Origin of the sequence: Pseudomonas linyingensis (genome assembly GCF_900109175.1) — a bacterium.
Classification (GTDB): domain Bacteria; phylum Pseudomonadota; class Gammaproteobacteria; order Pseudomonadales; family Pseudomonadaceae; genus Geopseudomonas; species Geopseudomonas linyingensis.
Window position 1 is genome coordinate 1 of sequence record NZ_FNZE01000019.1, and the last position, 22,602, is coordinate 22,602.

General features: G+C 66.1%; 22 protein-coding genes. 15 read left to right on the forward strand and 7 right to left on the reverse strand.

All coding sequences use genetic code 11. The features are described from left to right. From BMZ19_RS18780 to BMZ19_RS18805, 6 genes are all read left to right on the forward strand, one after another. The coding region (locus BMZ19_RS18780) for a response regulator (protein WP_139214710.1) at window positions 1-622 on the forward strand (622 nt) is incomplete at its 5' end. 101 nt (window positions 623-723) lie between these two features. After that, on the forward strand, window positions 724-1,881 hold the full coding sequence (locus BMZ19_RS18785; RefSeq protein ID WP_090313118.1) for a response regulator: 1,158 nt from the start codon (window positions 724-726) through the stop codon (window positions 1,879-1,881). Between the two features lie 737 nt (window positions 1,882-2,618). Beyond that, window positions 2,619-5,174, forward strand: coding sequence for a nitrite reductase large subunit NirB (gene nirB, locus BMZ19_RS18790; RefSeq protein ID WP_090313119.1), 2,556 nt, complete (start codon window positions 2,619-2,621; stop codon window positions 5,172-5,174). After that, a complete protein-coding gene (nirD, locus tag BMZ19_RS18795) occupies window positions 5,174-5,554 on the forward strand; it encodes a nitrite reductase small subunit NirD (RefSeq protein WP_090313120.1) in 381 nt (126 codons plus the stop codon). The genes nirB and nirD overlap by 1 nt, the downstream gene beginning before the upstream one ends. A 114-nt stretch (window positions 5,555-5,668) precedes the next feature. Continuing rightward, window positions 5,669-6,481 (forward strand): formate/nitrite transporter family protein, encoded by an 813-nt coding sequence (locus tag BMZ19_RS18800; protein WP_090313121.1) that lies wholly within the window; start codon window positions 5,669-5,671, stop codon window positions 6,479-6,481. A gap of 43 nt (window positions 6,482-6,524) precedes the next feature. Continuing rightward, entirely contained in the window at window positions 6,525-8,252 is a 1,728-nt protein-coding gene (locus BMZ19_RS18805) for a bifunctional protein-serine/threonine kinase/phosphatase (protein ID WP_090313122.1), read from the forward strand. Window positions 8,253-8,300: 48 nt separating this feature from the next. Here BMZ19_RS18805 and BMZ19_RS22280 read toward each other — a convergent pair whose 3' ends face one another. After that, the gene (locus tag BMZ19_RS22280; protein ID WP_244517280.1) at window positions 8,301-8,765 is read right to left on the reverse strand and encodes a hypothetical protein; all 465 of its coding nucleotides are present in this window, start codon (window positions 8,763-8,765) and stop codon (window positions 8,301-8,303) included. Between the two features lie 168 nt (window positions 8,766-8,933). On the opposite strand from BMZ19_RS22280, the gene BMZ19_RS18815 reads away from it, so the two are divergent. Next, window positions 8,934-11,015 carry a copper-transporting P-type ATPase gene (locus tag BMZ19_RS18815; protein ID WP_170847812.1) on the forward strand — a complete coding sequence of 694 codons (2,082 nt, stop codon included), beginning with the start codon at window positions 8,934-8,936 and terminating at the stop codon, window positions 11,013-11,015. A 27-nt stretch (window positions 11,016-11,042) separates the two neighbouring features. Here BMZ19_RS18815 and BMZ19_RS18820 read toward each other — a convergent pair whose 3' ends face one another. Beyond that, window positions 11,043-12,044, reverse strand: a complete 1,002-nt coding sequence (locus tag BMZ19_RS18820) for a catalase family peroxidase (RefSeq protein WP_090313125.1) — start codon at window positions 12,042-12,044, stop codon at window positions 11,043-11,045. 185 nt (window positions 12,045-12,229) lie between these two features. Here BMZ19_RS18820 and BMZ19_RS18825 point away from each other — a divergent pair, with 185 nt between their 5' ends. Both BMZ19_RS18825 and BMZ19_RS18830 read left to right on the forward strand, forming a co-directional pair. Next, on the forward strand, window positions 12,230-12,496 hold the full coding sequence (locus tag BMZ19_RS18825; RefSeq protein WP_090313126.1) for a heavy-metal-associated domain-containing protein: 267 nt from the start codon (window positions 12,230-12,232) through the stop codon (window positions 12,494-12,496). A gap of 23 nt (window positions 12,497-12,519) precedes the next feature. Further along, on the forward strand, window positions 12,520-12,969 hold the full coding sequence (locus BMZ19_RS18830) for a DUF411 domain-containing protein (RefSeq protein ID WP_090313127.1): 450 nt from the start codon (window positions 12,520-12,522) through the stop codon (window positions 12,967-12,969). 39 nt (window positions 12,970-13,008) lie between these two features. On the opposite strand, the gene BMZ19_RS18835 is transcribed toward BMZ19_RS18830, so the two are convergent. From BMZ19_RS18835 to BMZ19_RS18850, 4 genes are all read right to left on the reverse strand, one after another. Continuing rightward, entirely contained in the window at window positions 13,009-13,515 is a 507-nt protein-coding gene (locus BMZ19_RS18835; RefSeq protein WP_090313128.1) for a TPM domain-containing protein, read from the reverse strand. After that, the gene (locus tag BMZ19_RS18840; RefSeq protein ID WP_090313129.1) at window positions 13,509-14,348 is read right to left on the reverse strand and encodes a TPM domain-containing protein; all 840 of its coding nucleotides are present in this window, start codon (window positions 14,346-14,348) and stop codon (window positions 13,509-13,511) included. The genes BMZ19_RS18835 and BMZ19_RS18840 overlap by 7 nt, the downstream gene beginning before the upstream one ends. Then, window positions 14,348-14,980 carry a LemA family protein gene (locus BMZ19_RS18845; RefSeq protein WP_090313130.1) on the reverse strand — a complete coding sequence of 211 codons (633 nt, stop codon included), beginning with the start codon at window positions 14,978-14,980 and terminating at the stop codon, window positions 14,348-14,350. The genes BMZ19_RS18840 and BMZ19_RS18845 overlap by 1 nt, the downstream gene beginning before the upstream one ends. A 109-nt stretch (window positions 14,981-15,089) precedes the next feature. Then, window positions 15,090-16,154: an HD-GYP domain-containing protein gene (locus BMZ19_RS18850; RefSeq protein ID WP_170847810.1), complete on the reverse strand. Its 1,065-nt coding sequence runs from the start codon at window positions 16,152-16,154 to the stop codon at window positions 15,090-15,092. Between the two features lie 371 nt (window positions 16,155-16,525). On the opposite strand from BMZ19_RS18850, the gene BMZ19_RS18855 reads away from it, so the two are divergent. The 3 genes from BMZ19_RS18855 to BMZ19_RS18865 are packed head-to-tail and all read left to right on the forward strand — an operon-like array spanning window position 16,526 to window position 18,302. Further along, window positions 16,526-17,257 carry a HupE/UreJ family protein gene (locus BMZ19_RS18855; RefSeq protein ID WP_090313132.1) on the forward strand — a complete coding sequence of 244 codons (732 nt, stop codon included), beginning with the start codon at window positions 16,526-16,528 and terminating at the stop codon, window positions 17,255-17,257. Window positions 17,258-17,271: 14 nt separating this feature from the next. Next, on the forward strand, window positions 17,272-17,895 hold the full coding sequence (locus BMZ19_RS18860) for a transmembrane anchor protein (RefSeq protein ID WP_090313133.1): 624 nt from the start codon (window positions 17,272-17,274) through the stop codon (window positions 17,893-17,895). A gap of 56 nt (window positions 17,896-17,951) precedes the next feature. Next, entirely contained in the window at window positions 17,952-18,302 is a 351-nt protein-coding gene (locus BMZ19_RS18865) for a DUF3147 family protein (protein ID WP_090313134.1), read from the forward strand. A 159-nt stretch (window positions 18,303-18,461) separates the two neighbouring features. Here the strand turns inward: BMZ19_RS18865 and BMZ19_RS18870 are convergent, their stop codons facing one another. After that, window positions 18,462-18,950: a cupin domain-containing protein gene (locus BMZ19_RS18870; RefSeq protein WP_090313135.1), complete on the reverse strand. Its 489-nt coding sequence runs from the start codon at window positions 18,948-18,950 to the stop codon at window positions 18,462-18,464. Between the two features lie 356 nt (window positions 18,951-19,306). On the opposite strand from BMZ19_RS18870, the gene BMZ19_RS18875 reads away from it, so the two are divergent. From BMZ19_RS18875 to BMZ19_RS18885, 3 genes are read left to right on the forward strand one after another with little or no spacing between them, the layout of a single operon-like run. Further along, entirely contained in the window at window positions 19,307-21,190 is a 1,884-nt protein-coding gene (locus BMZ19_RS18875; protein WP_090313190.1) for a copper resistance system multicopper oxidase, read from the forward strand. 11 nt (window positions 21,191-21,201) lie between these two features. Then, on the forward strand, window positions 21,202-21,618 hold the full coding sequence (locus tag BMZ19_RS18880; RefSeq protein ID WP_212633253.1) for a hypothetical protein: 417 nt from the start codon (window positions 21,202-21,204) through the stop codon (window positions 21,616-21,618). After that, window positions 21,608-22,588 (forward strand): copper resistance protein B, encoded by a 981-nt coding sequence (locus BMZ19_RS18885; RefSeq protein WP_244517281.1) that lies wholly within the window; start codon window positions 21,608-21,610, stop codon window positions 22,586-22,588. The genes BMZ19_RS18880 and BMZ19_RS18885 overlap by 11 nt, the downstream gene beginning before the upstream one ends. Window positions 22,589-22,602 lie beyond the last annotated feature (14 nt).

Below are 22,602 nucleotides of genomic sequence, written 5' to 3' on the forward strand. Positions count from 1 at the left end.
CAAGGGTGGCTATGCGTTGCTGCTGACCGACCTGCACATGCCGGAAATGGACGGCTACCAGTTGGCCGCCGCGATCCGCGCCGCCGAGAACGGCAGCCGGCACCTGCCCATAGTGGCGCTCACCGCAAATTCGCAAAAAGGCATAAACCAGCGCTGCCTGGAAGCCGGCATGGATGACTACCTGAGCAAGCCGGCCCGGCTCGACGATCTGCAGGCCATGCTGGAGAAATGGCTGAGCCCAAAGCCCACCTCGCACGAGCCAGCCGCCCCCACTGCCGCCAGCAAGGCAACGGTCGATATCGAAGTGCTCAAGACCGTGGTCGGCGACGAGCCGGCAGTGCTCGCCGACTTTCTCGGCGAATTTCGCAACACTGCCAACCGGGCAGTCGCACAACTGCGTACGGCACTGCAGGCCGAGGATAGCGCGAGCGTGGTCAGCCTCGCCCACTCCCTCAAGTCCAACTCGCGCACCGTCGGAGCCGTGTCCATGGGCGAGCTGTGCGCCCGCCTGGAGGGATCCGGCGACCAGTCCCGAGACACCGCCTTGCTGCAACCGCTGTTCGACCAACTGGAACGCGAACTGCAGGCGGTCGAGCAGTTTATCGACGGTATGCCGACATGACCCGCAGCGGCCTCCCACCCGCAGGCCTCCATAACGATCGCCGGCGCGGGACCTCCTGTGCTCCGCGGCCCGCTCTACAATCCATGTGACGCACCCCAAACATGACAGCCAACAAGAAACTCCCCGTCACCATCATGGTCGCCACCGACGACAAGGCCGATGCGACCATCATCCAGAACCAGCTGCAGCTCGAGTTCGAGCACCTGATCATGGCACTCGACGAAGACTCCCGGATCGACACCTTCGACGAACAACTCCCGGATGTACTGGTGCTGGCCTTCAAAAGCCTGAAGCGCTCCGAAGAGTTCTATCTGGAGCTGTATCGCCAGAGCGCGAAGATCCACCTGCAACCGCATCGCACGGTCGTTCTGTGCAGCAAACAGGGCGTGCATGACGCCTACGAGTTGTGCCGCCGCGAGGTGTTCGACGACTACATCATGTTCTGGCCGATGACCCACGACGCACCGCGCCTGCGCATGTCGGTGCACAACGCCCTGCGCGAGCAGCGCGCACTCAAGCGCACTGCTCCGGCCCTCGGCGAATTCGCCCAACAGGCGCAACGCATCGCCGAGCTCGAGGAACTGCTCGAGCAGCACGTGGCCGAAGGCAGCCTGCACCTCGCCACGGTGGATCGAGCGGTGAACAAGGCCGAGCAGGACATCGGCAGCGCCTTCGACCATCTGCACCACCGCGCCGGCAGTTATGCCCACAACGACCCCCAGGCCCTGCACCATCTGCAGGAGGAGATAGTGCGGCTCAAGCAGGCCGCACTGCACCAACCCTTCCAGAACGTCAGCACCGCCATGCAGCCGGTACACCAGTGGGCGGCGCAACTGCAGCACGACTACAGCCCGCACATCGAATCGGTGCGCGCTCTCGGCGCACAGGCCAGGGAGGTGCGTCCGCGCATCCTGCTGGTCGACGACGACGAGTTCGTGCACAAGATCGTTGCGCATCAGTTGGATGCTCGGGATTACGATCTCAGCATCGCCAGGGACGCCACCGAGGCGCTGCGCATGCTGCGCAACAACGCACCCGACCTGGTGCTGCTGGATATCGTGATGCCGGGCGTGAATGGGCTGGAAGCCCTGCGGCGCTTCCGCCTGATGCCGTCCCTTGAAAAGACCCCGTTCATCATGCTGACCGGCAAGAGCGAGGGTGCGGTCGTGGTGGAAAGCCTCAAGAGCGGAGCCAACGACTTCATCGCCAAGCCCTTCGACCGCGCCACCCTTCTGGCCAAGATCGGACGCTTACTGTGAGGCAGGACCCAAACGAAGCGGCCAGAAACGTCTGCATCGCCCAGTCTGCGGCTTCTGCACTGAAGTCGGCATCGACTTGGACATGCTGGCGGTCATCGTCCTCTACTAGTGGCCTGTGCGGCTGATTGGTTAACTCAAGTCCGGATGCCCAAGGCGCCGCGACGAGTCATAGGAGGGCTATGGCGAGGAGTGGCAGCGCCGTATCGGGCCTCGGGCGCCGAAATTGACTAACTGAACTAGCCAAGCAGGCCACTAGCTGACCCGACGGACCGCCGCTCCGTCAACGGGTTGCGCTTAGTCTAGAAGGGAGCCTTGGCTGCCCCAAAAATTGCCACGCCAAGCTCTGAGCGCACCTTTCTGGTTCATGGCGCAGCGCTAGCGGGTGGCCACGATAGTGGATACCCCTTCAAGATCTCTCCGTGAGCGCCTGTATTGCGCGTATGCGGTCCGGTCGGCACCCCATCGAAGCAGACTGCAGGGTGCATTGCCAAAAGTGGCATGGGATCTGCATTCACTCCGTCAAAGCCTGCCTCCCTGGCAGGACGTCCCCCGTGGTCATCGGCGACCACCAGCCTCCACAGGCGCGGGACGGGGTGAACCGGGCAACGTGGCTCAGGCTGGCACCCCACACAATTCCATGAACACCAGGCAAAGGCGCCTGGAGCTGTCCGACAGCTCCAGGCGCCTTTTTGCGTTTTGCTGGCCATGCCCGGCAGTGGCAAGACTGAGGAAAAGCCATGAACTCCATCGTCACCCCGATTCAGCGCGAAACCCTGATCATCATCGGCAACGGGATGGTCGGCCATAACTGCATCGAGCAACTGATCGAGCGCGGCGCGCTGGCCCGGTACGAGGTCCACGCATTCGGTGAAGAAAGGCAGCGCGCCTACGACCGCGTGCACCTGTCCGAGTATTTCGGCGGCCGGGATGCCGAGTCCCTGGCCATGTGCGAAGCGGACTACTACGCGCGTCACGGCGTGCATGCGCACCTCGGCGAGCAGGTTGTGGAGATCGACCGCGAGCGCAAGGAGGTGGTCACCAGCAGCGGCCGCCACGCCTACGACCAGTTGATCCTGGCCACCGGCTCCTATCCCTTCGTGCCGCCGATCCCAGGTGCCGAAGGCAACTCGCGACTGGTCTACCGCACCCTCGACGATCTCGACGAGATCCGCGCCGCCGCCAATGCGCGCCGTGGCGTGGTGGTCGGTGGCGGCCTGCTCGGCCTGGAAGCGGCCAATGCGCTGAAATCCCTCGGCCTGGAAGCCCACGTGGTCGAGTTCGCCCCGCGCCTGATGCCGGTGCAGCTCGACGACGCAGGCGGTGCGGCGCTGAAGGCGCGCATCGAGGCGCTGGGCGTCGGCGTGCACCTGTCGCGTGCCACCCAGGAGATCGTCGCCGGCGAGGAGTACGCCTACCGGATGAACTTCCAGGACGGCGAGTATCTGGAGACCGACCTGATCGTCTTCTCCGCCGGCATCCGTCCGCAGGACGCCCTGGGCCGCAGCGCCGGCCTGGAAATCGCCGCCCGCGGCGGCGTGGCGATCGACAACGCCTGCCGCACCTCGGATCCGGCGATCTTCGCCATCGGCGAGTGCGCGTCGTGGAACGGCAGCGTGTTCGGCCTGGTCGCGCCCGGCTACGGCATGGCGCGCAACGTCGCCGCGCAACTGGCCGGCGAGACGTGCGAGCCGTTCACCGGTGCCGACATGTCCACCAAGCTCAAGCTGCTCGGCGTGGATGTCGGCTCCATCGGCGACGCCCATGGCGCCACCCCGGGTGCCAAGAGTTATCGCTTCATCGACGAGGCGACCTCCAGCTACCGGCGCCTGGTGGTCTCCGCCGACGGCAAGCACGTGCTCGGCGCGGTGCTGGTCGGCGACAACAGCTATTACGACACCCTGCTGCAGTACGCGCAGAACGGCATCAAGCTGCCGCAGGATCCGTCCAGCCTGATCCTGCCGCTGTCCGACGGCGCCCCGGCGCTCGGCGCCGACGCCCTGCCGGACACCGCCACCATCTGTTCCTGCCACAACGTCACCAAGGGCGCGGTGTGCTGCCAGGTCGACGCCGGCATCACCGACCTGGGCGAGCTCAAGGCCGCGACCAAGGCCGGGACCGGCTGCGGCGGCTGCAGCGCGCTGCTCAAGCAGGTCTTCGAGCACGAGCTGAGCGCCCGCGGCGTGGCGGTCGACAAGAGTCTCTGCGAGCACTTCGCCTACACCCGCCAGGAGCTCTACGCCATGGTGCGGGTCGAGGGGATCATCAGCTTCGAGGAGCTGCTGGCCAAGCACGGCCGCGGCCATGTCGGCTGCGACATCTGCAAGCCGGCGGTCGGCTCGATCCTGGCCTCCTGCTGGAACCAGCCGATCACCGACCCGCTGCTGGTGCCGCTGCAGGACACCAACGACACCTTCATGGCCAACATGCAGAAGAACGGCACCTACTCCATCGTGCCGCGCATCGCCGGTGGCGAGATCACCCCGGACAAGCTGATCGCACTGGGCGCCGTCGCCAAGAAATACGACCTCTACACCAAGATCACCGGCGGCCAGCGCATCGACCTGTTCGGCGCCCAGTTGCACGAGCTGCCGGACATCTGGGGCGAGCTGATCGCGGCCGGCTTCGAGACCGGCCACGCCTACGGCAAGTCGCTGCGCACCGTGAAGTCCTGCGTCGGCAGCACCTGGTGCCGCTACGGCGTGCAGGACAGCGTGAACATGGCGCTGGTTCTGGAGAACCGCTACAAGGGCCTGCGCTCGCCGCACAAGATCAAGTTCGCCGTCTCCGGCTGCACCCGCGAATGCGCCGAGGCGCAGAGCAAGGACATCGGCGTGATCGCCACCGAGAAGGGCTGGAACCTCTATGTGGCCGGCAACGGCGGCATGCGCCCGCGCCATGCCGAGCTGTTCGCCACCGACCTCGACGATGCGGCGCTGATCCGCACCATCGACCGCTTCCTGATGTTCTATGTGCGCACCGCCGACAAGCTGCAGCGCACCTCGGTGTGGCGCGAGAGCCTGGAAGGCGGCCTCGACTACCTCAAGGCGGTGATCCTCGACGACAGCCTGGGCCTGGGCGATGAGCTGGAGGCGCAGATGCAGCTGGTGGTCGACCGCTACGAATGCGAATGGGCCAATGCCCTCAAGGATCCGGAAAAGCTCAAGCGCTTCCGCACCTTCGTCAACGACGGCCGCGGCGACCCGGACATCCACTTCGTCAAGGAGCGTGACCAGCGCCGGCCGGTCCGCGCCTCCGAGCTGCACCTGATCCCCGTCACCGAGGAGCTGAACTAATGAGCCAGTCAAACGCCGCACTCAACCAATCCGCAGCCAACGCCATCGAATGGCGCGCCCTGTGCAGCCGCCAGGATCTGGTGGCCAACTCTGGCGTGGTCGCCTGGCTGGACGGCGCCCAGGTGGCGCTGTTCCACCTGCCGCACACCGAGGATGGCGAGCAGGTCTACGCCATCGACAACCGCGATCCCAAGTCGGGGGCCAACGTCATCGGCCGCGGCATCGTCGGTAGCCTCAAGGGCGACCTGGTGATCGCCTCGCCCCTGTACAAGCAGCACTTTCGTCTGGTCGACGGCAGCTGCCTCGAGTATCCGGAGCAGCGCCTGCGCGTCTGGCCGGTACGCCTGAACGGCGATGCCGTGGAGGTTGGTCTGCAGTGAGCCCGAGGCGGCGCCGGGAATCCCGTCAGGCGCCGCCTCCGCGTACCCGCCGCCCGTCGTGCGGCATTCGTCCAGTCGTCCGTCTTCGTGCCAGCAGCTAGTGAGGGAACATCCATGTCATACATCGTACCGTCCGAATTCGTCACCAAGATGGTCGACGCCGGTGAATCGAAGATCTACATGTCCACCCGCGACACCCTGATCCGCGCCTTCATGGCCGGCGCCATCCTCGCCCTGGCCGCCGTGTTCGCCGTGACCATCGGCGTGCAGACCGGTTCGCCGCTGGTCGGCGCCATGCTGTTCCCGGTCGGTTTCGTGATGCTCTACCTGATGGGCTTCGACCTGCTGACCGGGGTGTTCATGCTTACCCCGCTGGCCCTGCTGGACAAGCGTCCCGGGGTGACCGTCAACGGCGTGCTGCGCAACTGGGGCCTGGTGTTCGTCGGCAACTTCGCCGGTGCGCTGACCGTGGCCTTCATGATGGCCTTCGTCTTCACCATGGGCTTCTCCACCGAGCCCGGGCCGATCGGCGAGAAGATCTCCCATATCGGCGAGGCGCGCACCCTGGGCTACGCCGAGTACGGCGCGGCGGGCTGGGCGACCATCTTCCTGCGCGGCATGCTGTGCAACTGGATGGTGTCGATGGGCGTGGTCGGCGCGATGATCTCCACCTCGGTCAGCGGCAAGACCATCGCCATGTGGATGCCGATCATGCTGTTCTTCTTCATGGGCTTCGAGCACTCGGTGGTGAACATGTTCCTGTTCCCCTCGGCGATGATCATGGGCGGCGACTTCTCGGTCATGGACTACATGATCTGGAACGAGATCCCCACCGCGCTGGGCAACCTGGTCGGCGGCCTGGCCTTCACCGGCCTCACCCTCTACACCACCCACGTCAGGACCGCGCCCAAGCGCGCCCTGCGCTGACGGACCCGCACGAGCCTCGGCCTGCACGAGGCTCGTGTCCGCCATGTCCACTCGACTGAAGGTTGCCGTCGGCCAGTACACCGACAAGGGCCGCAAGGACATCAATCAGGATTTCCACGGCCTGTACATTCCCTCGGCGGCCCAGCTGCATGCCAAGGGCATCGCCATCGCCCTGGCCGACGGCATCAGCAGCAGCGATGTCAGCCAGATCGCCAGCGAAACCAGCGTCAAGGGATTCCTCGAGGACTATTTCAGTACCCCGGAAACCTGGTCGGTCAAGCAGTCGGCACAGCGCGTACTGGTGGCGACCAACTCCTGGCTGCATGCGCAAACCCGGCAAAGCCAGTACCGCTTCGACCGGGACAGAGGCTATGTGTGCACGCTGAGCGCCATGGTCCTCAAGTCCACCACCGCGCATGTCTTCCATGTCGGCGACGCGCGGATCTATCGCCTGCGCGACAACGTCCTCGAACAACTGACCAACGACCACCGCGTGTGGGTCTCCCAGGACAAGAGCTATCTGGGCCGCGCCCTGGGCATCAATCCGCACCTGGAAATCGACTACCGGACGCTGGCGCTGGAGTGCGGCGACACGTTTTTCTTCGCCACCGATGGCGTCTACGAACATGCCAGCGACGCGTTCGTCATCACCGCGATCGATGCCCATGCCGACGACCTCGATACCGCGGCGCAGCTCATCGCCGAGGAAGCCTACGCCCAGGGCAGCGCGGACAACCTCACCGTGCAGATCGTCAGGATCGACGGCCTGCCCAGCCAGGACGCCGACGAACTGCAGCAGCAGCTGAGCGAACTGGCGCTGCCGCCGCTGCTGGATGCGCGGATGAGCTTCGATGGCTACCGGATCGTCCGGGAAGTGCACGCCAGCAGCCGCAGCCACGTCTACCTGGCCGTCGATGAGGCCAGCCAGACGCCAGTCGTCCTCAAGACGCCGTCCATCGACCTGCGCCACGACGTCGCCTACCTGGAGCGCCTGCTGACCGAGGAGTGGATCGCCCGGCGCATCGACAGCGCCCACGTCCTGAAGCCCTGGGTGGCCGCGCGCCGGCGCAACTATCTCTATACCACCAGCGAGTTCATCGACGGGCAGACTCTGAGGCAGTGGATGATCGATCACCCCAATCCCGACCTGGAAACGGTGCGCGGCATCGTCGAGCAGATCGCCCTGGGGTTGCGTGCCTTTCACCGCCTGGAGATGCTCCACCAGGATCTGCGTCCGGACAACGTCATGATCGACGCCACCGGTACGGTGAAGATCATCGATTTCGGCTCCACCCGGGTTGCCGGCCTGGCGGAAATCGGCGGGCCGCGGGAGCACAGCGAGCTGCTCGGGACCGCCGCCTACTCTGCACCGGAATACTTCCTCGATGAAAGCGGGACCGCGCGCTCGGACCTCTTCGCCCTGGCGGTGATCACCTACCAGATGCTGACCGGCCAGCTACCCTACGGCACCCAGGTGGCCAAGGCGCGCAGCAGAGCGGCGCAGCACAAACTCGTCTACCAGCCGGCACGCGACCACAGGCGCGAGATCCCGGTCTGGATCGACGAGGTACTCAGAAAGGCGCTGCACCCCGACCCGCACAAGCGCTACCCGGAGCTGTCCGAGTTCGTGTTCGAACTGCGCCAGCCGAGCAAGGAATTCATCAGCCGAAGCCGGCCACCCCTGATGGAGCGCGATCCCGTGCGCTTCTGGAAAGGCGTGTCCCTCATCCTCCTCGTCATCATTATCGCGCTGCTTGCACAGGGACGATGACGCGGCACGCCGGCCCGAGGTGGCCTCGATGCGCGGCGCGCGGTCAACTTACGGCTTGGGCTTGGCCAGCATCTCGCGATGCGCGCGCAACTGCTCGAGCATCTGTTCCATGTGCTGGATGCGCAGGTCCGCCTGCTCGACGGTATCCATCCTCATCCAGCCCATGCCCTGTCCCATGCCTTTACCCATACCCTGCCCCATGCCTTTCCCCATCCCCATGCCCATCCCTTCGCCGTCGACCATGCAGCCCCCCATGTTCTGCATGCCGCGGCCCATGACCTGCCAGTGCTGCTCCATCAGCTTCTGGCGCTCCTCAGGGGTCTTGCCGGCCATCCAGCTCTGATGCAACTGACGCATCTCGGTGATGTGCTGCTGCCACTGCTGCTCGGGCGTCGTCGCCGTTTCTGCCGCGAAGGCGCTGGTGGCGGCAGCAAGCAGCAGGGCGCTGCAGCAAAGCGCCAAACGATTCATCTTCATCTCGAATCCCTCTTGAAGGCTGGTTGAGACCTTCACTCTAGTCCCGTGGAGAGCAACTGCGGCCAGCTGACGGAAATGTAATCCGCCGCTCAGCTCGCGGTAAGCCTTGTCCAACTAGGATGTTGGAGGACACTGGAGGTTTAGAGCATGCCCACCACCCCACCAGACCATCATTCGCACCCCGCCGCCGAATACACCTGCCCCATGCACCCGGAAGTCCGCCAGATAGGTCCGGGCACCTGCCCCAAGTGCGGCATGGCCCTGGAGCCGGTGCTGCCCGAACTGGAGGAAGAGGAGAACCCGGAGCTGAAGGACTTCACCCGGCGCTTCTGGTGGACCCTGCCGCTGACAGTGATCGTCACCGCGCTGGCCATGGTCGGCCACCAGTTGCAGCTGTTCCACGGCACCACGCAGAACTGGGTGGAGCTGGCGCTCTCCAGTCCGGTGGTGCTGTGGGCCGGCTGGCCGTTCTATGTGCGCTGCGCGAGATCCATCGTCACCCGCAACCCCAACATGTGGACGCTGATCGGCCTGGGCACAGCCGCCGCCTATCTGTACAGCGTCGCCGCCACCCTGGTGCCCGGCGTGTTCCCCACCACCTTCGTGCAGGACGGGCGCATCGGCGTGTATTTCGAGGCGGCGGCGGTGATCATCTCGTTGACCCTGCTCGGCCAGACCCTCGAGCTCAAGGCGCGCTCGCAGACCTCCGCGGCAATCAAGGCGCTGCTCGGCCTCGCGCCGAAGACCGCGCGGCGAATCAATGCCGACGGCAGCGAGGAAGACATCCCGCTCGGCCACGTGCACAGCGGCGACCACCTGCGCGTGCGCCCGGGCGAGAAGGTGCCGGTCGACGGCCGGGTGCTGGAGGGCGAAAGCGCAGTGGACGAGTCGATGCTCACCGGCGAGCCGCTCCCGGTCAGCAAGCGCGCCGGCGACGCACTGATCGGCGCCACCCTCAATCGCCACGGCAGCCTGGTGATGGAGGCGCAGAAGGTCGGCAGCGCCACCGTGCTCGCGCAGATCGTGCAGATGGTCACCCAGGCGCAGCGCTCGAAGGCGCCGCTGCAGCGCCTGGCCGACGTGGTCGCCGGCTGGTTCGTGCTGGTGGTGATCGCTATCGCCATGCTCACCTTCATCGGCTGGGGGCTGTGGGGACCGCAGCCGAGCTGGGTGTTCGGCTTGATCAACGCGGTGGCGGTGCTGATCATCGCCTGCCCCTGCGCTCTGGGCCTGGCCACGCCGATGTCGGTGATGGTCGCCACCGGCAAGGCCGCCGGCAACGGCGTGCTGTTCCGCGACGCGGCCGCCATCGAGCATCTGCGCCGCATCGACACCCTGATCGTCGACAAGACCGGCACCCTCACCGAAGGCCACCCGGCCTTCCACAGCGTCGAGGCGGCAGCCGACTTCGAGGCCGACGAGGTGCTGCGCCTGGCCGCCAGCCTCGACCAGGGCAGCGAGCACCCGCTGGCCCAGGCCATCGTCGAAGAGGCCCGCGAGCGCGAGCTGCAGCTGAGCAAGGCGCAGAACTTCGAGTCGGCCTCGGGCATCGGCGTGCGCGGCCAGGTCGACGGTCGCCCGTTGCTGCTCGGCAACACCACGCTTCTCGAGGAAGCGGGCGTCGATGTCGAGCCCCTCAGGGAGCAGGCCGAAGCCCTGCGCGGCGAGGGTGCCAGCATCATGTATCTGGCGGTGGACCAGCGCCTCGCCGGCCTGCTGGCGGTGGCCGATCCGATCAAGGCGACCTCCCGGCAGGCGGTCGAGCGCCTGCAGGCCGATGGCGTGACCGTGATCATGGCCACCGGCGACGGCCTGACCACTGCTCGCGCGGTGGCCCGCCAGCTCGGCATCGAGGAGGTGCACGGCGAGGTCAAACCGCAAGACAAGGAGCGCCTGGCCGCCCGCCTGCAGCAGGAAGGCCGCCGCGTGGCGATGGCCGGCGACGGCATCAACGACGCCCCGGCACTGGCCCGCGCCGACGTCGGCATCGCCATGGGTACCGGCACCGACGTGGCGATGAACAGCGCCCAGGTCACCCTGGTCAAGGGCGACCTGCTCGGCATCCTGCGCGCACGCAGCCTGTCGGTGGCGACGGTGCGCAACATGCACCAGAACCTGACCTTCGCCTTCCTGTACAACGCCATGGGCATTCCACTGGCCGCCGGCCTGCTCTACCCACTGACCGGCCACCTGCTGTCGCCGATGATCGCCGCACTGGCCATGAGCCTGAGCTCGGTTTCCGTGGTGGGCAACGCCCTGCGCCTGCGCAACGCGCGCATCGACTGAACACCCGGCGGACGCGCGCGGACGGTGTTACAAGCCGCCCAGTCGCTTGGCGAAGGAGGCCGCATAGGCTTGGGAGCGAAAATGCAGAACAGGATCGTCGCTCGGGGCGATGCCATCGCTCATCACCAGCGGATCGAAGTTGATCTTTTCGCAGGCCGCGCCTTTCTGCGGCATCGCCGCGCTGAGGGTCAGGGTGCCGATCTTCACCTGCTCGCGATTCTCCGGCCAGGCCACGGTCGAGTTGTCCTCCGGGTCGCCGGGCGCGCCGATGGTCAGCACCATGTCCCAGCGCACCGGCCCCTGCTGCATCCGCTCGATCAAGCGCTGCTGGAGGAAATCCGCCGGCAAGGCGGCAAGCTCTTCGGCGGCGAGACGCTTTTCGCCGTCCTGCGGCACGAAGCGCCAACGCACCGGCGTAGTCCGGTTGTCCTGATTGATGAATCTGAACGTATGGATACCGAAGTAACTGCTGTTGGCAAAACTCGGCGGTGGGTTGTTCTCTTCGAGGAATTTCGCCTGCGCCAGGCTGTCCGGGTGGCTCGCTCTGAAGGCCTTGAGCTTCTCGGGGTCGGGTTTGCCGGTGGCGGGGTCGGGCTGCATGGCGACCATCAGGTCGAGAAAGGTCTTGGGCTGCGCCGCGCCGAACACGGGGGTGTTCAGCATCGTCATGTGCTGCAGGCGCCCATCGCCCAGCGCGAACTCCAGGGCCATGCCGCGCGGGGATTTCGCCGTATCCGGCGCCTCCGGGTTGCCGCCGGCCAGCGAGAAGCGCGCGATAACCGGTACCGGCACTCCGGAAAACAGCGCCGAGCGCGAATAGGCCGCCCCGGCAGACAGGCCGACGAACTCGCCGGCCGCGCACGTGCCCTTGGTGTGATTGCGGCGCTCGCCCGGCGTGACGCCAAAGGCGCCCTCGAGGGCAGACACCACCTGTGGCCCCGTCACCTCGTCAGTTGCCGCCATGCAAAGCGATGGGAACAAGGGCAACCCGGCGGCCAGCAGCAATGCCGGCATGCTGTTTCGGTACATATCCGCTCCTATGATGGCAACCCACTATGGGCCCACCATAGTGAAGTCGAACACGCGACACTCTGCTCGCGAGATCGGGGAGAGGCGTACGCTTGAGGTGAAACAGGCGCTTGACCTTGCCACGATGGAAAGGTCAAAGATTGCATCAGGGCCGGGCTGGACCGGCCAGCATCGAGGAGTCCACCATGAGCACCATCGAACTGAACGTTCAGGACATGACCTGCGGCGCCTGCGTCAAGCACGTCACCGCGGCCCTGAGCCCGCTGCCCGGTGTCGACGCGGTCGAGGTCGACCTGCAGGCTGGCCGCGTGCGCGTCAGCGGCAGCCCGGACGGCGCCGCGCTGATCGCCGCGCTGGATGACGCCGGCTACCCGGCGCAACTGGCCAGTCCGGCCGCCGCACCGGCTACCCCGAAAGCCGGTGGCTGCGGCGGTGGTTGCGGCTGCCACTGATCCCTTTCCACCAGGAGTCTTTGATGAATAACCGACTGCGTATCGCGGCCCTCGCCGCCCTGCTGATCAGCGGCGCCGCCCAGGCCGCCGACACCCTGAGCATCGACGTGCACCGCGACGCCAACTGCGGCTGCTGCAAGGGTTGGATCAAGCACCTGGAGGCCAACGGCTTCACGGTGAACGATCACGTCGAGCCGGACATGCACGCGGTCAAGCAGCGCCTCGGCGTGGCGCCGCGCCTGGCCTCGTGCCACACGGCGGTAATCGACGGCAAGTTCGTCGAAGGCCACGTGCCGGCGGCGCAGATCCTCGAACTGCGCAACCGCCCGGATCTGCTCGGCCTGGCCGTGCCCGGCATGCCGGCCGGCTCGCCGGGCATGGAGTATGGCGACCGCAAGGATGCCTACCAGGTGATCGGCCTGACCAAGGCGGGCAACGACGAGGTAGTGGCGGAATATCCTGCCGGCCAGTAGCTCGAGCACGCAGGCAGCGAGTCCAGGTCGACCCGCTCATCACAACAGGGTGGGGCGATCCGGCAGCTCGTTGACCTGTTCGGCCGTTGCCGGGAAGTGCTCCACCATCAGGCGGGTCACCGCGCGAATCCCTTCCAGCGCACCCTCCTCGAAGCGCCCCTGGAGAAAGGCCTGTTCCATGATGTGACAGATGCTCTCCCACTCGTGCGTGCCGACCCTGGCCGCCATGCCCCGGTCGGCGACGATTTCGACGTCTCGATCGGCCAGCAGCAGGTAGACCAGCACGCCGTTGTTCTGCTCGGTGTCCCACACCCGCAACAGCGAGAACACCTCGAGCGCCCGCTCCCTGGCCGACTGCTGACGCAGCAGGCCGATTCTCGGCAGCGAACCCTCCACGGCGAAGCGGATCTGCCCGGCATGGCGGCGCTCGCTCGCGGCGATCTCCGCCTGGATCGCATCCAGCGCGCGGGGAGCAAAGGCTCGTCTCATCTGCCAGGGCGTCATCAGCAGATGCCGGGCCAGGCGCTTGCAGTCGCTGATCACCATCGTCCCGATGCGCCCCCGCCACCAAAACCGCCGCCACCGCCGCCGAAGCCCCCACCCAAGCCGCCCCTGCCGCCACCCAGGCCGCCGAGCCGGCCGGCGCTGCCACCGAGCAGGGTGAACATGAAGGCGACCAGCCCCGCACCCAGCGCGGCCGAGATCAGCCCGATGAGCAGCCAGGAAACGACCACCACGCCAACACCGGTCAGCAGCGCCGCCGGCAAGCGCCCGAGGACCGCGCGCAGCACCCCGCCGAGCACGAACACCAGCATCAAGACAATCGGGATGAGCTGGGAAAACTCGCCGGCCATTTCGCCCACCGCACGCTCGGGCGCGGGCAGCGGCTCGCCGCTGACCACGCCGATCATGCGCTCGATGCCGGCATCGATGCCGCCATAGAAGTCGCCCTGCTGAAAGCGCGGCACGATGATTTCGCTGATGATGCGCTTGGCCGTGGCATCGTTCAGCGCGCCCTCAAGGCCGTACCCCACCTCGATGCGCAGGCTGCGATCGTCCTTGGCCACGATCAGCAAGGCGCCGTCGTCGACGTTTTTGCGCCCCAGCCTCCACTGTTCGACCACCCGCAGGGCGTACTGCTCGATCGGCTCCTCGCCGGTGGTCGGAACGATCAACACGGCCAGCTGGCTGCCCTTTTCCTTCTCGAACGCCTGCAGCTTCCCTTCGAGGGCCGCGGCCTGTGCCGGCGTGAGCGTCGCCGACTGGTCGGTGACCCTCGCGCTCAGGGGCGGTACCGCCACCGGCTGAGCCGCGACCGACAGGCTCGCGCCCAGGGCAAGCGCCACCAGCAGGACCCGCAGCGGCGCGAAGGCGCTCATCAGTAGCCCGGCTGCGGCTTGCCGCCTTGCGGCTGGGCCGGCGGGGTGGCGAAATCCACCGCCGGCGCCGTGGAAATGGCGCGCTCGTTCTCCACGCTGAAGTTGGGCTTGACCTTGTAGCCGAACACCATCGCGGTCAGGTTGGAGGGAAAGCTGCGCACCGTCACGTTGTACGCCTCCACCGCCTTGATGTAGCGGTTGCGCGCCACGGCGATACGGTTCTCGGTGCCTTCCAACTGCGCCTGCAGATCGCGGAAGATGGCATCGGCCTTCAGCTGCGGGTAGTTTTCCACCACCACCATCAGGCGCGACAGCGCGCCACTCAACTGCGCCTGGGCCGCCTGGAAGCGGGCGAAGGCCTCGGGATCATTCACCAGCTCCGGGGTGATCTGGATACCGCCGACGCGCGAGCGGGCCTCGGTGACCTGCTCCAGCACTTCCCGCTCGTGGGCGGCATAGCCCTTGACCGTGTTGACCAGATTGGGCACCAGGTCGGCGCGGCGCTGGTACTGATTGAGCACTTCGGACCAGCTCGCCTTGGTCTGCTCGTCGCTGGACTGCAGGGTGTTGTAGCCGCAGCCGGAGAGGCCTAGGAGCAACACGGCGAGCAGCAGGTTCCACAGTTTGTACATGAGCGTTCTTCCCGAATGAATTGGCGCTGCATGCAGGTATAGCAGGCGCTCGCGGCTTGAGGCGCCAGACCATCGCCCGGCGGCACCGGGCAGGGTCGGAATCTGGCGGCTAGTCGCTCCAGATCATGCGCAGATTTTCGAAGGCCTCGAACATCTGCCGATCCATCAGCTTGACCAGCTCGGGATCGAAGTGCCGGCCGGCCTGTTCGCGGATGAGCAACTGGGCCTCTTTGGCACTCCAGGCCTGCCTGAAAGGGCGAGCGGCACGCAGGGCATCGTAGACGTCGCACAACGCGACGATGCGCGCGGACAGGGGAATGGCATCGCCCTTGAGGCCCTGCGGGTAGCCGCTGCCGTCCCACTTCTCATGATGGTGTCGGGCGATTTCCGCGCCCAGCTGCAGCAGCGGGTTGCCGGACCCCTCACTCAGAAACTGGCCACCCAGTTCCACGTGCTGGCGCATGGCCAGGGTTTCCTCTTCATCGAGCGGACCCGGCTTGAGCAGGACATGATCTGGAATACCTACCTTGCCGATATCATGCATGGTGGCGGCCAGGCGAAACTGGTTGACCCATGGCGTCCGGCAGCCATAGGCACGGGCCAGCAGGGCGGCACTTTCGCCGATACGGATCATGTGGTGACCGCTCTGGTTGTCGCGGTATTCGGTCACCCGCACCAGACAACGGATGACCATTTCCGTGGTTCTCTGCACTTCCCGGGTGCGCTCCTCGACGCGCTTTTCGAGTAGTCGACGCTCGTTGTCCAGCTCGATGCGGGTGAACCAGAGGCTGAGATGGTTGCGCAGACGCAGGAGCATTTCCTGGATGTCCACCGGCTTGCACAGGTAGTCGCTGACGCCGAAGTCCAGGGCACGGCGGCGGCTGTCGATATCGCGGTGGGTGGAAACCGCGATGATCGGCAGGCTCTCCGGCAGGTACTTGCGCAGCAGGCTGAGGATCTCGAGGCCGCCGGGCCGGGGGATGTCGAGGTCGAGCAGCAGCAGGTCCCAGGAGTTTTCCAGCAACCAAGGCAAGCCTTGGGCGGGGTCGCTGAACACACGGGGGTTTTTCAGGCCGGCCGTCTCGAGGGCGCTCGCCGGCAGGGTCAGGTTACCGCCCGCCGCCTCGAGCAACACGATATTGGACTGGCACAGGTGTTCGGGAATGTTCAGCATGGGGCTTCTGTCCTTTGAAATCGACCGCCGTTCTCCGTTTGCAGATTCTGGTTTTTCCGGGAGGGGGTCAAGCTGCCGGTAGAGTTCCGTCGACACGCTCGACACTTTTGCCCTTCCGCCCCTGCAAGGGCCATTGCAGACACGCCGCCGGCACGCACATACAGCGCAGGTTGCTTGGCCAAAACTTCCTCGCTGCCACACCGGTGCCGGCAAGCAGGCGCACCCGCCAGGCAGTACCCAAGCACTAGCCATCCGGCTCTCAGGTAGCGTTGTCCCTCGCACACAGCATGGCGAAGATGAGCCGGGGCGCACATCCAGACAGACCGGGAGTCGCGCCTGACGATCCAACCACTGCCCCAGGGGATCCCGTCATGACTCTGCCGTTGCTGTGCCGGCGGGTGGTGCTTGCCACGCCCCTGCGCCTGTTCTCTACCCTACCCCTGCTCGCTCTCCTGCTGCTGAGCGACGCGCCCGAGGCCCTGGCTCACGGCGTGGCCGAAGGCGACAAGGGCTTCATCCAGGAAAGCAGCGGGATGTTGCTGCTGCCCTTCGTCTACCTCGGCGCCAAGCACATGGTCACCGGCTACGACCACCTGCTGTTCCTGATCGGGGTAATCTTCTTCCTCTATCGCCTGAAGGACGTCGGACTGTACGTCACCCTGTTCGCCCTCGGCCACTCGCTCACCCTGCTCGCCGGCGTGCTGGGCGAAGTGCGCATCGACGCCCATGTCATCGACGCCATCATCGGCTTGTCGGTGGTGTACAAGGCCCTCGACAACCTCGGCGCGTTTCAGCGCTGGATCGGCTGCCAGCCGGATACCCGCCTGGCCACCCTGTTCTTCGGCCTGATTCACGGCTTCGGTCTGGCCAGCAAGCTGCTCGACTTCGAGCTGGGCGCCGACGACCTGGTCGCCAACCTGATCGCCTTCAATGTCGGCGTGGAGCTCGGCCAGCTGCTGGCCCTCGGCGCCATCCTCATCCTGATGGGCTACTGGCGACGTCGCCCCGGCTTCTGGCGCCATGCCTACGGTGCCAACGTCGCCCTGATGAGCGCCGGCTTCCTGCTGATGGGCTACCAGCTCAGCGGCCTGATCCTGTCCTGACGAGGAGTCGCCCCATGTTCAATCGTCATCGTCCCAGTCTCGATGAACTGCCGAGCAGCGCCCAGCTGCTGCGCTCCACCCTACTCGCCCTGGGCATCGCCAGCACCCTGCTGGTGACCGTAGTCCTACCCGCCGAATTCGCCCTCGACCCCAGCGGTGCAGGCCGCCTGCTAGGCCTGACGCAGATGGGCGAACTCAAGGCGACCCTGGCCCGGGAGGCCGCCACCGAGCCGGCGCAGCCGGCCCCGGCACCCGGTCCCGTGGCCGCCCCGGCCGCACCGACGACGGCCGCCCAAACACCAGCGAGTGCCGAGCAGCAGCATGAGGTCAACCTCGTCCTGCAGCCCAACGAAGGCACCGAGATCAAGCTGGAGATGAAACAGGGTGCCAAGGTCGCCTACCACTGGACGGCCAACGGTGACCGGGTGAACTACGACACCCACGGCGACCCGTACAACGCCCCGCGCGACTTCTACCACGGCTACGGCAAGGGCAAGCAGGCGCCCGAGCAACGGGGCGAGCTGGTCGCCGCCTTCGACGGCCGGCATGGCTGGTACTGGCGCAACCGCAGCGACCAGCCGGTGAAACTCACCCTGCGCACCCGTGGTGACTACATCACTATCGAGCAGATGTTCTGAATCCAGCCGCTGGTATAGGCTTGCGCCTCATTGCCTACGGTCCTCGGGAATCGCCAATGAGCTGGATCATCACCAAATACGCTCTGACCGCTGCCGTGGTGGTCCTGGTGTCGGAAGCGGCCAAGCGCAGCGACCGCCTCGGCGGCTTCATCGCCGCCCTGCCGCTGATCACCCTGCTGACGCTGATCTGGCTCTACATCGAACGGCAGTCGGCGGAAAAGATCGCCAACCATGCCTGGTACACCTTCTGGTACGTCCTGCCCACCCTGCCGATGTTTCTCGCCTTCCCCCGACTGCTGGCCCGCATCGGCTTCTGGCCGACCCTGCTGGCCTGCGTGGCGATCACGGTCGTCTGCTTCGGTCTGTTTGCTGTTGTGCTGCAGCGGTTCGGTATCGCGCTGCTGTGAGGGTACAGCTGGGCGAGAGGTTGGAGCAGGGTTGCTCAGGAGAGTACATATACGGGTTAGCGCTTGATCGGTTGGCCCGGGAGCGTCGCTGGCGGCGCTCCGATTCAAGGCCATATTGCGCGGGAAGTTGCGGATCAAGTCGCGGCTGAGTGACCGACTCTATTTTTTTTCGGAGGTACCTTTGGCATCAAGGTAACTCATGCCCCAAGGTCCGGTTCCATGAATCTGCAGGATCGCACCTTCATTTTTAGTCTCGCCGTACATCGCCATTCCAGGGGGGACAATGAACAGGTCACCAGCATTGTATGACTTGGCCTTCGCAGAATCGAACTTGTCTCCGGTAGCAAAATTGAAAGACCCCGAAATGACGGTTACCCGCTCATACCCTGGGTGCGTGTGGACACCGATTACCAGGTTCGGTGGAAGCTTCAGGCGAAATGTAAGAGGTCCCGCCGTTTTCAAATCGCCTTCGATTACAGCGATCTGCGCGCCGAGTCCGACCGATGGCGCGTCGGTCCATTTGAGTTCGGACGCAGTGACCGAAATGAAACTGGGTCCCGCGGTCTGCGTATCCGCACAGACAATGGGAGCGGCAAGCGATCCCGTCGCCACCGCTACCACGACTGCAACACTGTTGACGATGTTCATGTTGTTTAGCTCTCGCTCGAGTTGAACCGAGGTTGGTTTGGGGCACTGAAGCATGATTCAACATTGCCACCGGCCCCGGGTTGGTCCGTCAACGATCAAGCGAACCTGCGAGCAAAAGCCTAGCTTTCGCTCGGCCGGCAAGCAAAGCGGGCGCAGTTGAGCGCAGCATCCTTCTGCCCACTATCCAAGGCTCTCGCCTTCCGCCTATCCAACCTGACAAAACTGTAATCTCCACCTCAGCTTCCCGACAGCTCGCCACCTTTATGGTGCACCCATACCAAAGGAGTTCCGCCCTGGGGCGGAGGGCATGGGGCGGCTCTGCGCGGGCGGCCTTCGACTGACTGGACATGAACAGCATGCAATCTGTGACTTCGCGACGAACCTTCATCAAGGGCTTGGCAGCCGGTGGCGTGCTCGCCGGCCTCGGCCTGTGGCGAGCGCCGGTGTGGGCGCTGGGCAGGCCCGGACAGCCAGGCGTGCTGGCCGGCACGCAGTTCGACCTGAGCATCGACGAACTGCCGGTCAACTTCACCGGCAAGACGCGCACCGCCGTGGCGGTCAACGGCAGCCTGCCGGCGCCGCTGCTGCGCTGGCGCGAGGGCGACGTGGTGACCCTGCGGGTGCGCAACCGCCTGAAAGAGGACACCTCGATCCACTGGCACGGCATCCTGCTGCCGGCCAACATGGACGGCGTGCCGGGCTTCAGCTTCGCCGGCATCGCGCCGGACGGAATGTACGAGTACCAGTTCAAGGTGAAGCAGAGCGGCACCTACTGGTACCACAGCCACTCCGGCTTCCAGGAGCAGCGCGGCCTCTACGGCCCGCTGGTGATCGACCCGCTGGAGCCCGAGCCGTTCCAGTACGAGCGCGACTACGTGGTGATGCTCTCCGACTGGACCGACGAGGACCCGGCGCGGGTGCTGGCCAAGCTGAAGAAACGCTCCGACTACTACAACCAGCACCGCCGCACGGTCGGCGACTTCATCCGCGACGTGAGCGACAAGGGCTGGAGCGACACCCTCAGCGAACGCTGGGCCTGGGCGCAGATGAACATGAGCCCGACCGATCTGGCCGACGTCAGCGGCGCCACCTACACCTACCTGCTCAACGGCCAGGCGCCGGACGGCAACTGGACCGCTCTGTTCCAGCCGGGCGAGCGCATCCGCCTGCGCCTGATCAACGCCGCGGCGATGAGCTACTTCGACTTCCGCATCCCCGGCCTCAAGCTCACCGTGGTCGCCGCCGACGGCCAGAACGTCGAGCCGGTGGAGGTCGACGAAATCCGTCTGGGCGTGGCGGAAACCTACGACGTGATCGTCACCCCCGATGGCAGTCAGGACGCCTATACCCTGTTCGCCCAGTCCATGGACCGCAGCGGCTACGCCCGCGGCACCCTGGCCGTGCGCGAGGGTTTGAGCGCGCCGGTACCCGAGCCCGATCCGCGTCCCGAGCTGAGCATGGCCGACATGGGCCATGGCGATCATGGCGCGCACGGCGGTGCCGACGCACACGCCAGCCATGGCGGCGCCGCTGCGGCGGCCGGTGCCATGGATCATTCCGCGATGAACCACGCCAGCATGAACCACGGCGCCGCGGCGCAGGGCGGGATGAACCCAGCGGCCATGACCGGGATGGATCACGGGCAGATGGCGGGCATGGACCACGGTAGCATGGCCGGCATGGACCACGGCACGACCACCGCCGCGGCCATCGCCATGCAGGGCCACCCGGCCAGCGAGGCCGGCAATCCGCTGATCGACATGCAGACCATGGCGCCCATCGCCAAACTGGACGACCCGGGCATCGGCCTGCGCGACAACGGTCGCCGCGTGCTGACCTACGCCGACCTGCGCAGCCGCTTCGCCGACCCGGACGGCCGCACGCCGAGCCGCACTCTCGAACTGCACCTGACCGGCCACATGGAGCGCTTCGCCTGGTCGATCGACGGGGTGGCGTTTGCCCACGCCGAGCCGATCCGCCTGAAATACGGCGAGCGCGTGCGCATCGTGCTGGTCAACGACACCATGATGCACCACCCCATCCACCTGCATGGTCTGTGGAGCGATCTGGAAGACGAACAGGGCAACTTCAAGGTGCGCAAGCACACCATCGACATGCCACCCGGCTCGGTACGCAGCTATCGCGTCACCGCCGACGCGCTCGGCCGCTGGGCCTACCACTGTCACATGCTGATGCACATGGACCTCGGGATGTTCCGCGAAGTCCGCGTCGAAGAATGAGGAGATACCCGATGATCGCCAACACCAAGCGCAATACCCTGTTCGCCGCCACCCTGACCCTCGGCCTGCTGGGCGCCCTGCAACTGCCGCAGGCCGTGGCGCAGAGCGAACACGATGGACACCATCCGCAGTCCGCTCAGGCTGCCGGCAAGCAGGGCCCGTCCACCATGGGCCAGGGGCAGATGCCACAGGGCGGCATGATGGACCACAGCCAGATGAACCAAGGGCAGATGAATCAGGGCCAGATGATGGATCACGGCTCGATGGACCATGGCCAGACGATGCAGCAGATGCACGACCAGCACATGAACCACGGCCAGATGGATCACGGCAACATGGGCCAGGGACAGATGAACCACGGCAGCATGCCGCCGGCCAAGGCCGCGCCAAACACCCAAAGCACCAAGGATGGGAAAGATGGCCAGTAAGCTTCCTCTAGTTCTGGTCCTGAGCCTGGGCGCGACCAGCGCCACCCAGGCCGCTGAGCCGATGGACCACTCGGCCCATGCCGGCCATGGCCAAGCGGCCCCCGCCCTGCACGGGCACGACGGCCATCTCCGGCCGCCCGTGACCCCGGCGGCATCCGGGCATGACATGCCGATGATGGACCATCGCAGCATGGACCACGGCCAGCTGCCGCATGCCCCCATGCCAAGCAGCGCGCACGACCACCATGCCACCGGCTACCCGGGCGCACCGGTGCCGGCACTGACCGACGCCGACCGCGCCGCCGCCTTCCCCGACCTGCCGCCGCATGCCATGCACCAGGGCGGGACCAACTACCTGTTCCTCGCCGATCAGCTGGAATGGCAGGACGCCGACGAGGGCAGTGCGCTGAGCTGGGATCTGAGCGGCTGGATCGGCGGCGACATCGACCGCCTGGCATTCCGCTCCGAGGGCGAGCGGATCGACGGCCACACCGAGGAAGCCGAGCTGCAGCTGCTGTGGAGCCACGCCATCGGCCCCTGGTGGGAAACCGTGGCCGGCGTGCGCCAGGACTTCAAGCCCGGCTCGCCGCAGACCTGGGCCGCCTTAGGCGTGCAGGGCATGCCGCTGTATGGCCTGGAGACCGAAGCCACCGCATTCCTCGGCGAAGGGGGCCAGAGCGCCCTTCGTCTGGGCGCCGAATATGACATCCTGCTGACCAACCGGCTGATCCTGCAGCCCGCCGCTGAGGCCAACCTGTACGGGCGCAACGACGACGAGCGCGGCGTTGGCTCAGGCTTCAGCGATCTCGAGCTGGGCCTGCGCCTGCGCTACGAGATCCGCCGCGAGTTCGCCCCCTACATCGGCGTGAACTGGACGCGCGCCTACGGCAACAGCGCCGACCTGCTGCGCGAGGACGGCGAAGACGTCAGCGAAGCGCGCCTGGTCGCAGGTATCCGCTTCTGGTTCTAAGAGACGCCCACCCG

What these genes read in the sequence shown, in the direction of transcription:
- nirB (WP_090313119.1), top strand. Translation starts at nt 2,619, where the DNA reads ATGAACTCCATCGTCACCCCGATTCAGCGCGAAACCCTGATCATCATC.
- BMZ19_RS18875 (WP_090313190.1), top strand. Translation starts at nt 19,307, where the DNA reads ATGCAATCTGTGACTTCGCGACGAACCTTCATCAAGGGCTTGGCAGCC.
- BMZ19_RS18855 (WP_090313132.1), top strand. Translation starts at nt 16,526, where the DNA reads ATGACTCTGCCGTTGCTGTGCCGGCGGGTGGTGCTTGCCACGCCCCTG.
- BMZ19_RS18835 (WP_090313128.1), bottom strand. Translation starts at nt 13,515, where the DNA reads ATGGTGATCAGCGACTGCAAGCGCCTGGCCCGGCATCTGCTGATGACG.
- BMZ19_RS18850 (WP_170847810.1), bottom strand. Translation starts at nt 16,154, where the DNA reads ATGCTGAACATTCCCGAACACCTGTGCCAGTCCAATATCGTGTTGCTC.
- BMZ19_RS18800 (WP_090313121.1), top strand. Translation starts at nt 5,669, where the DNA reads ATGTCATACATCGTACCGTCCGAATTCGTCACCAAGATGGTCGACGCC.
- BMZ19_RS18785 (WP_090313118.1), top strand. Translation starts at nt 724, where the DNA reads ATGACAGCCAACAAGAAACTCCCCGTCACCATCATGGTCGCCACCGAC.
- BMZ19_RS18805 (WP_090313122.1), top strand. Translation starts at nt 6,525, where the DNA reads ATGTCCACTCGACTGAAGGTTGCCGTCGGCCAGTACACCGACAAGGGC.
- BMZ19_RS18860 (WP_090313133.1), top strand. Translation starts at nt 17,272, where the DNA reads ATGTTCAATCGTCATCGTCCCAGTCTCGATGAACTGCCGAGCAGCGCC.
- BMZ19_RS18840 (WP_090313129.1), bottom strand. Translation starts at nt 14,348, where the DNA reads ATGAGCGCCTTCGCGCCGCTGCGGGTCCTGCTGGTGGCGCTTGCCCTG.
- BMZ19_RS18815 (WP_170847812.1), top strand. Translation starts at nt 8,934, where the DNA reads ATGCACCCGGAAGTCCGCCAGATAGGTCCGGGCACCTGCCCCAAGTGC.
- BMZ19_RS18845 (WP_090313130.1), bottom strand. Translation starts at nt 14,980, where the DNA reads ATGTACAAACTGTGGAACCTGCTGCTCGCCGTGTTGCTCCTAGGCCTC.
- BMZ19_RS18830 (WP_090313127.1), top strand. Translation starts at nt 12,520, where the DNA reads ATGAATAACCGACTGCGTATCGCGGCCCTCGCCGCCCTGCTGATCAGC.
- BMZ19_RS18825 (WP_090313126.1), top strand. Translation starts at nt 12,230, where the DNA reads ATGAGCACCATCGAACTGAACGTTCAGGACATGACCTGCGGCGCCTGC.
- BMZ19_RS18870 (WP_090313135.1), bottom strand. Translation starts at nt 18,950, where the DNA reads ATGAACATCGTCAACAGTGTTGCAGTCGTGGTAGCGGTGGCGACGGGA.
- BMZ19_RS18885 (WP_244517281.1), top strand. Translation starts at nt 21,608, where the DNA reads ATGGCCAGTAAGCTTCCTCTAGTTCTGGTCCTGAGCCTGGGCGCGACC.
- BMZ19_RS18880 (WP_212633253.1), top strand. Translation starts at nt 21,202, where the DNA reads ATGATCGCCAACACCAAGCGCAATACCCTGTTCGCCGCCACCCTGACC.
- BMZ19_RS18865 (WP_090313134.1), top strand. Translation starts at nt 17,952, where the DNA reads ATGAGCTGGATCATCACCAAATACGCTCTGACCGCTGCCGTGGTGGTC.
- BMZ19_RS18820 (WP_090313125.1), bottom strand. Translation starts at nt 12,044, where the DNA reads ATGTACCGAAACAGCATGCCGGCATTGCTGCTGGCCGCCGGGTTGCCC.
- nirD (WP_090313120.1), top strand. Translation starts at nt 5,174, where the DNA reads ATGAGCCAGTCAAACGCCGCACTCAACCAATCCGCAGCCAACGCCATC.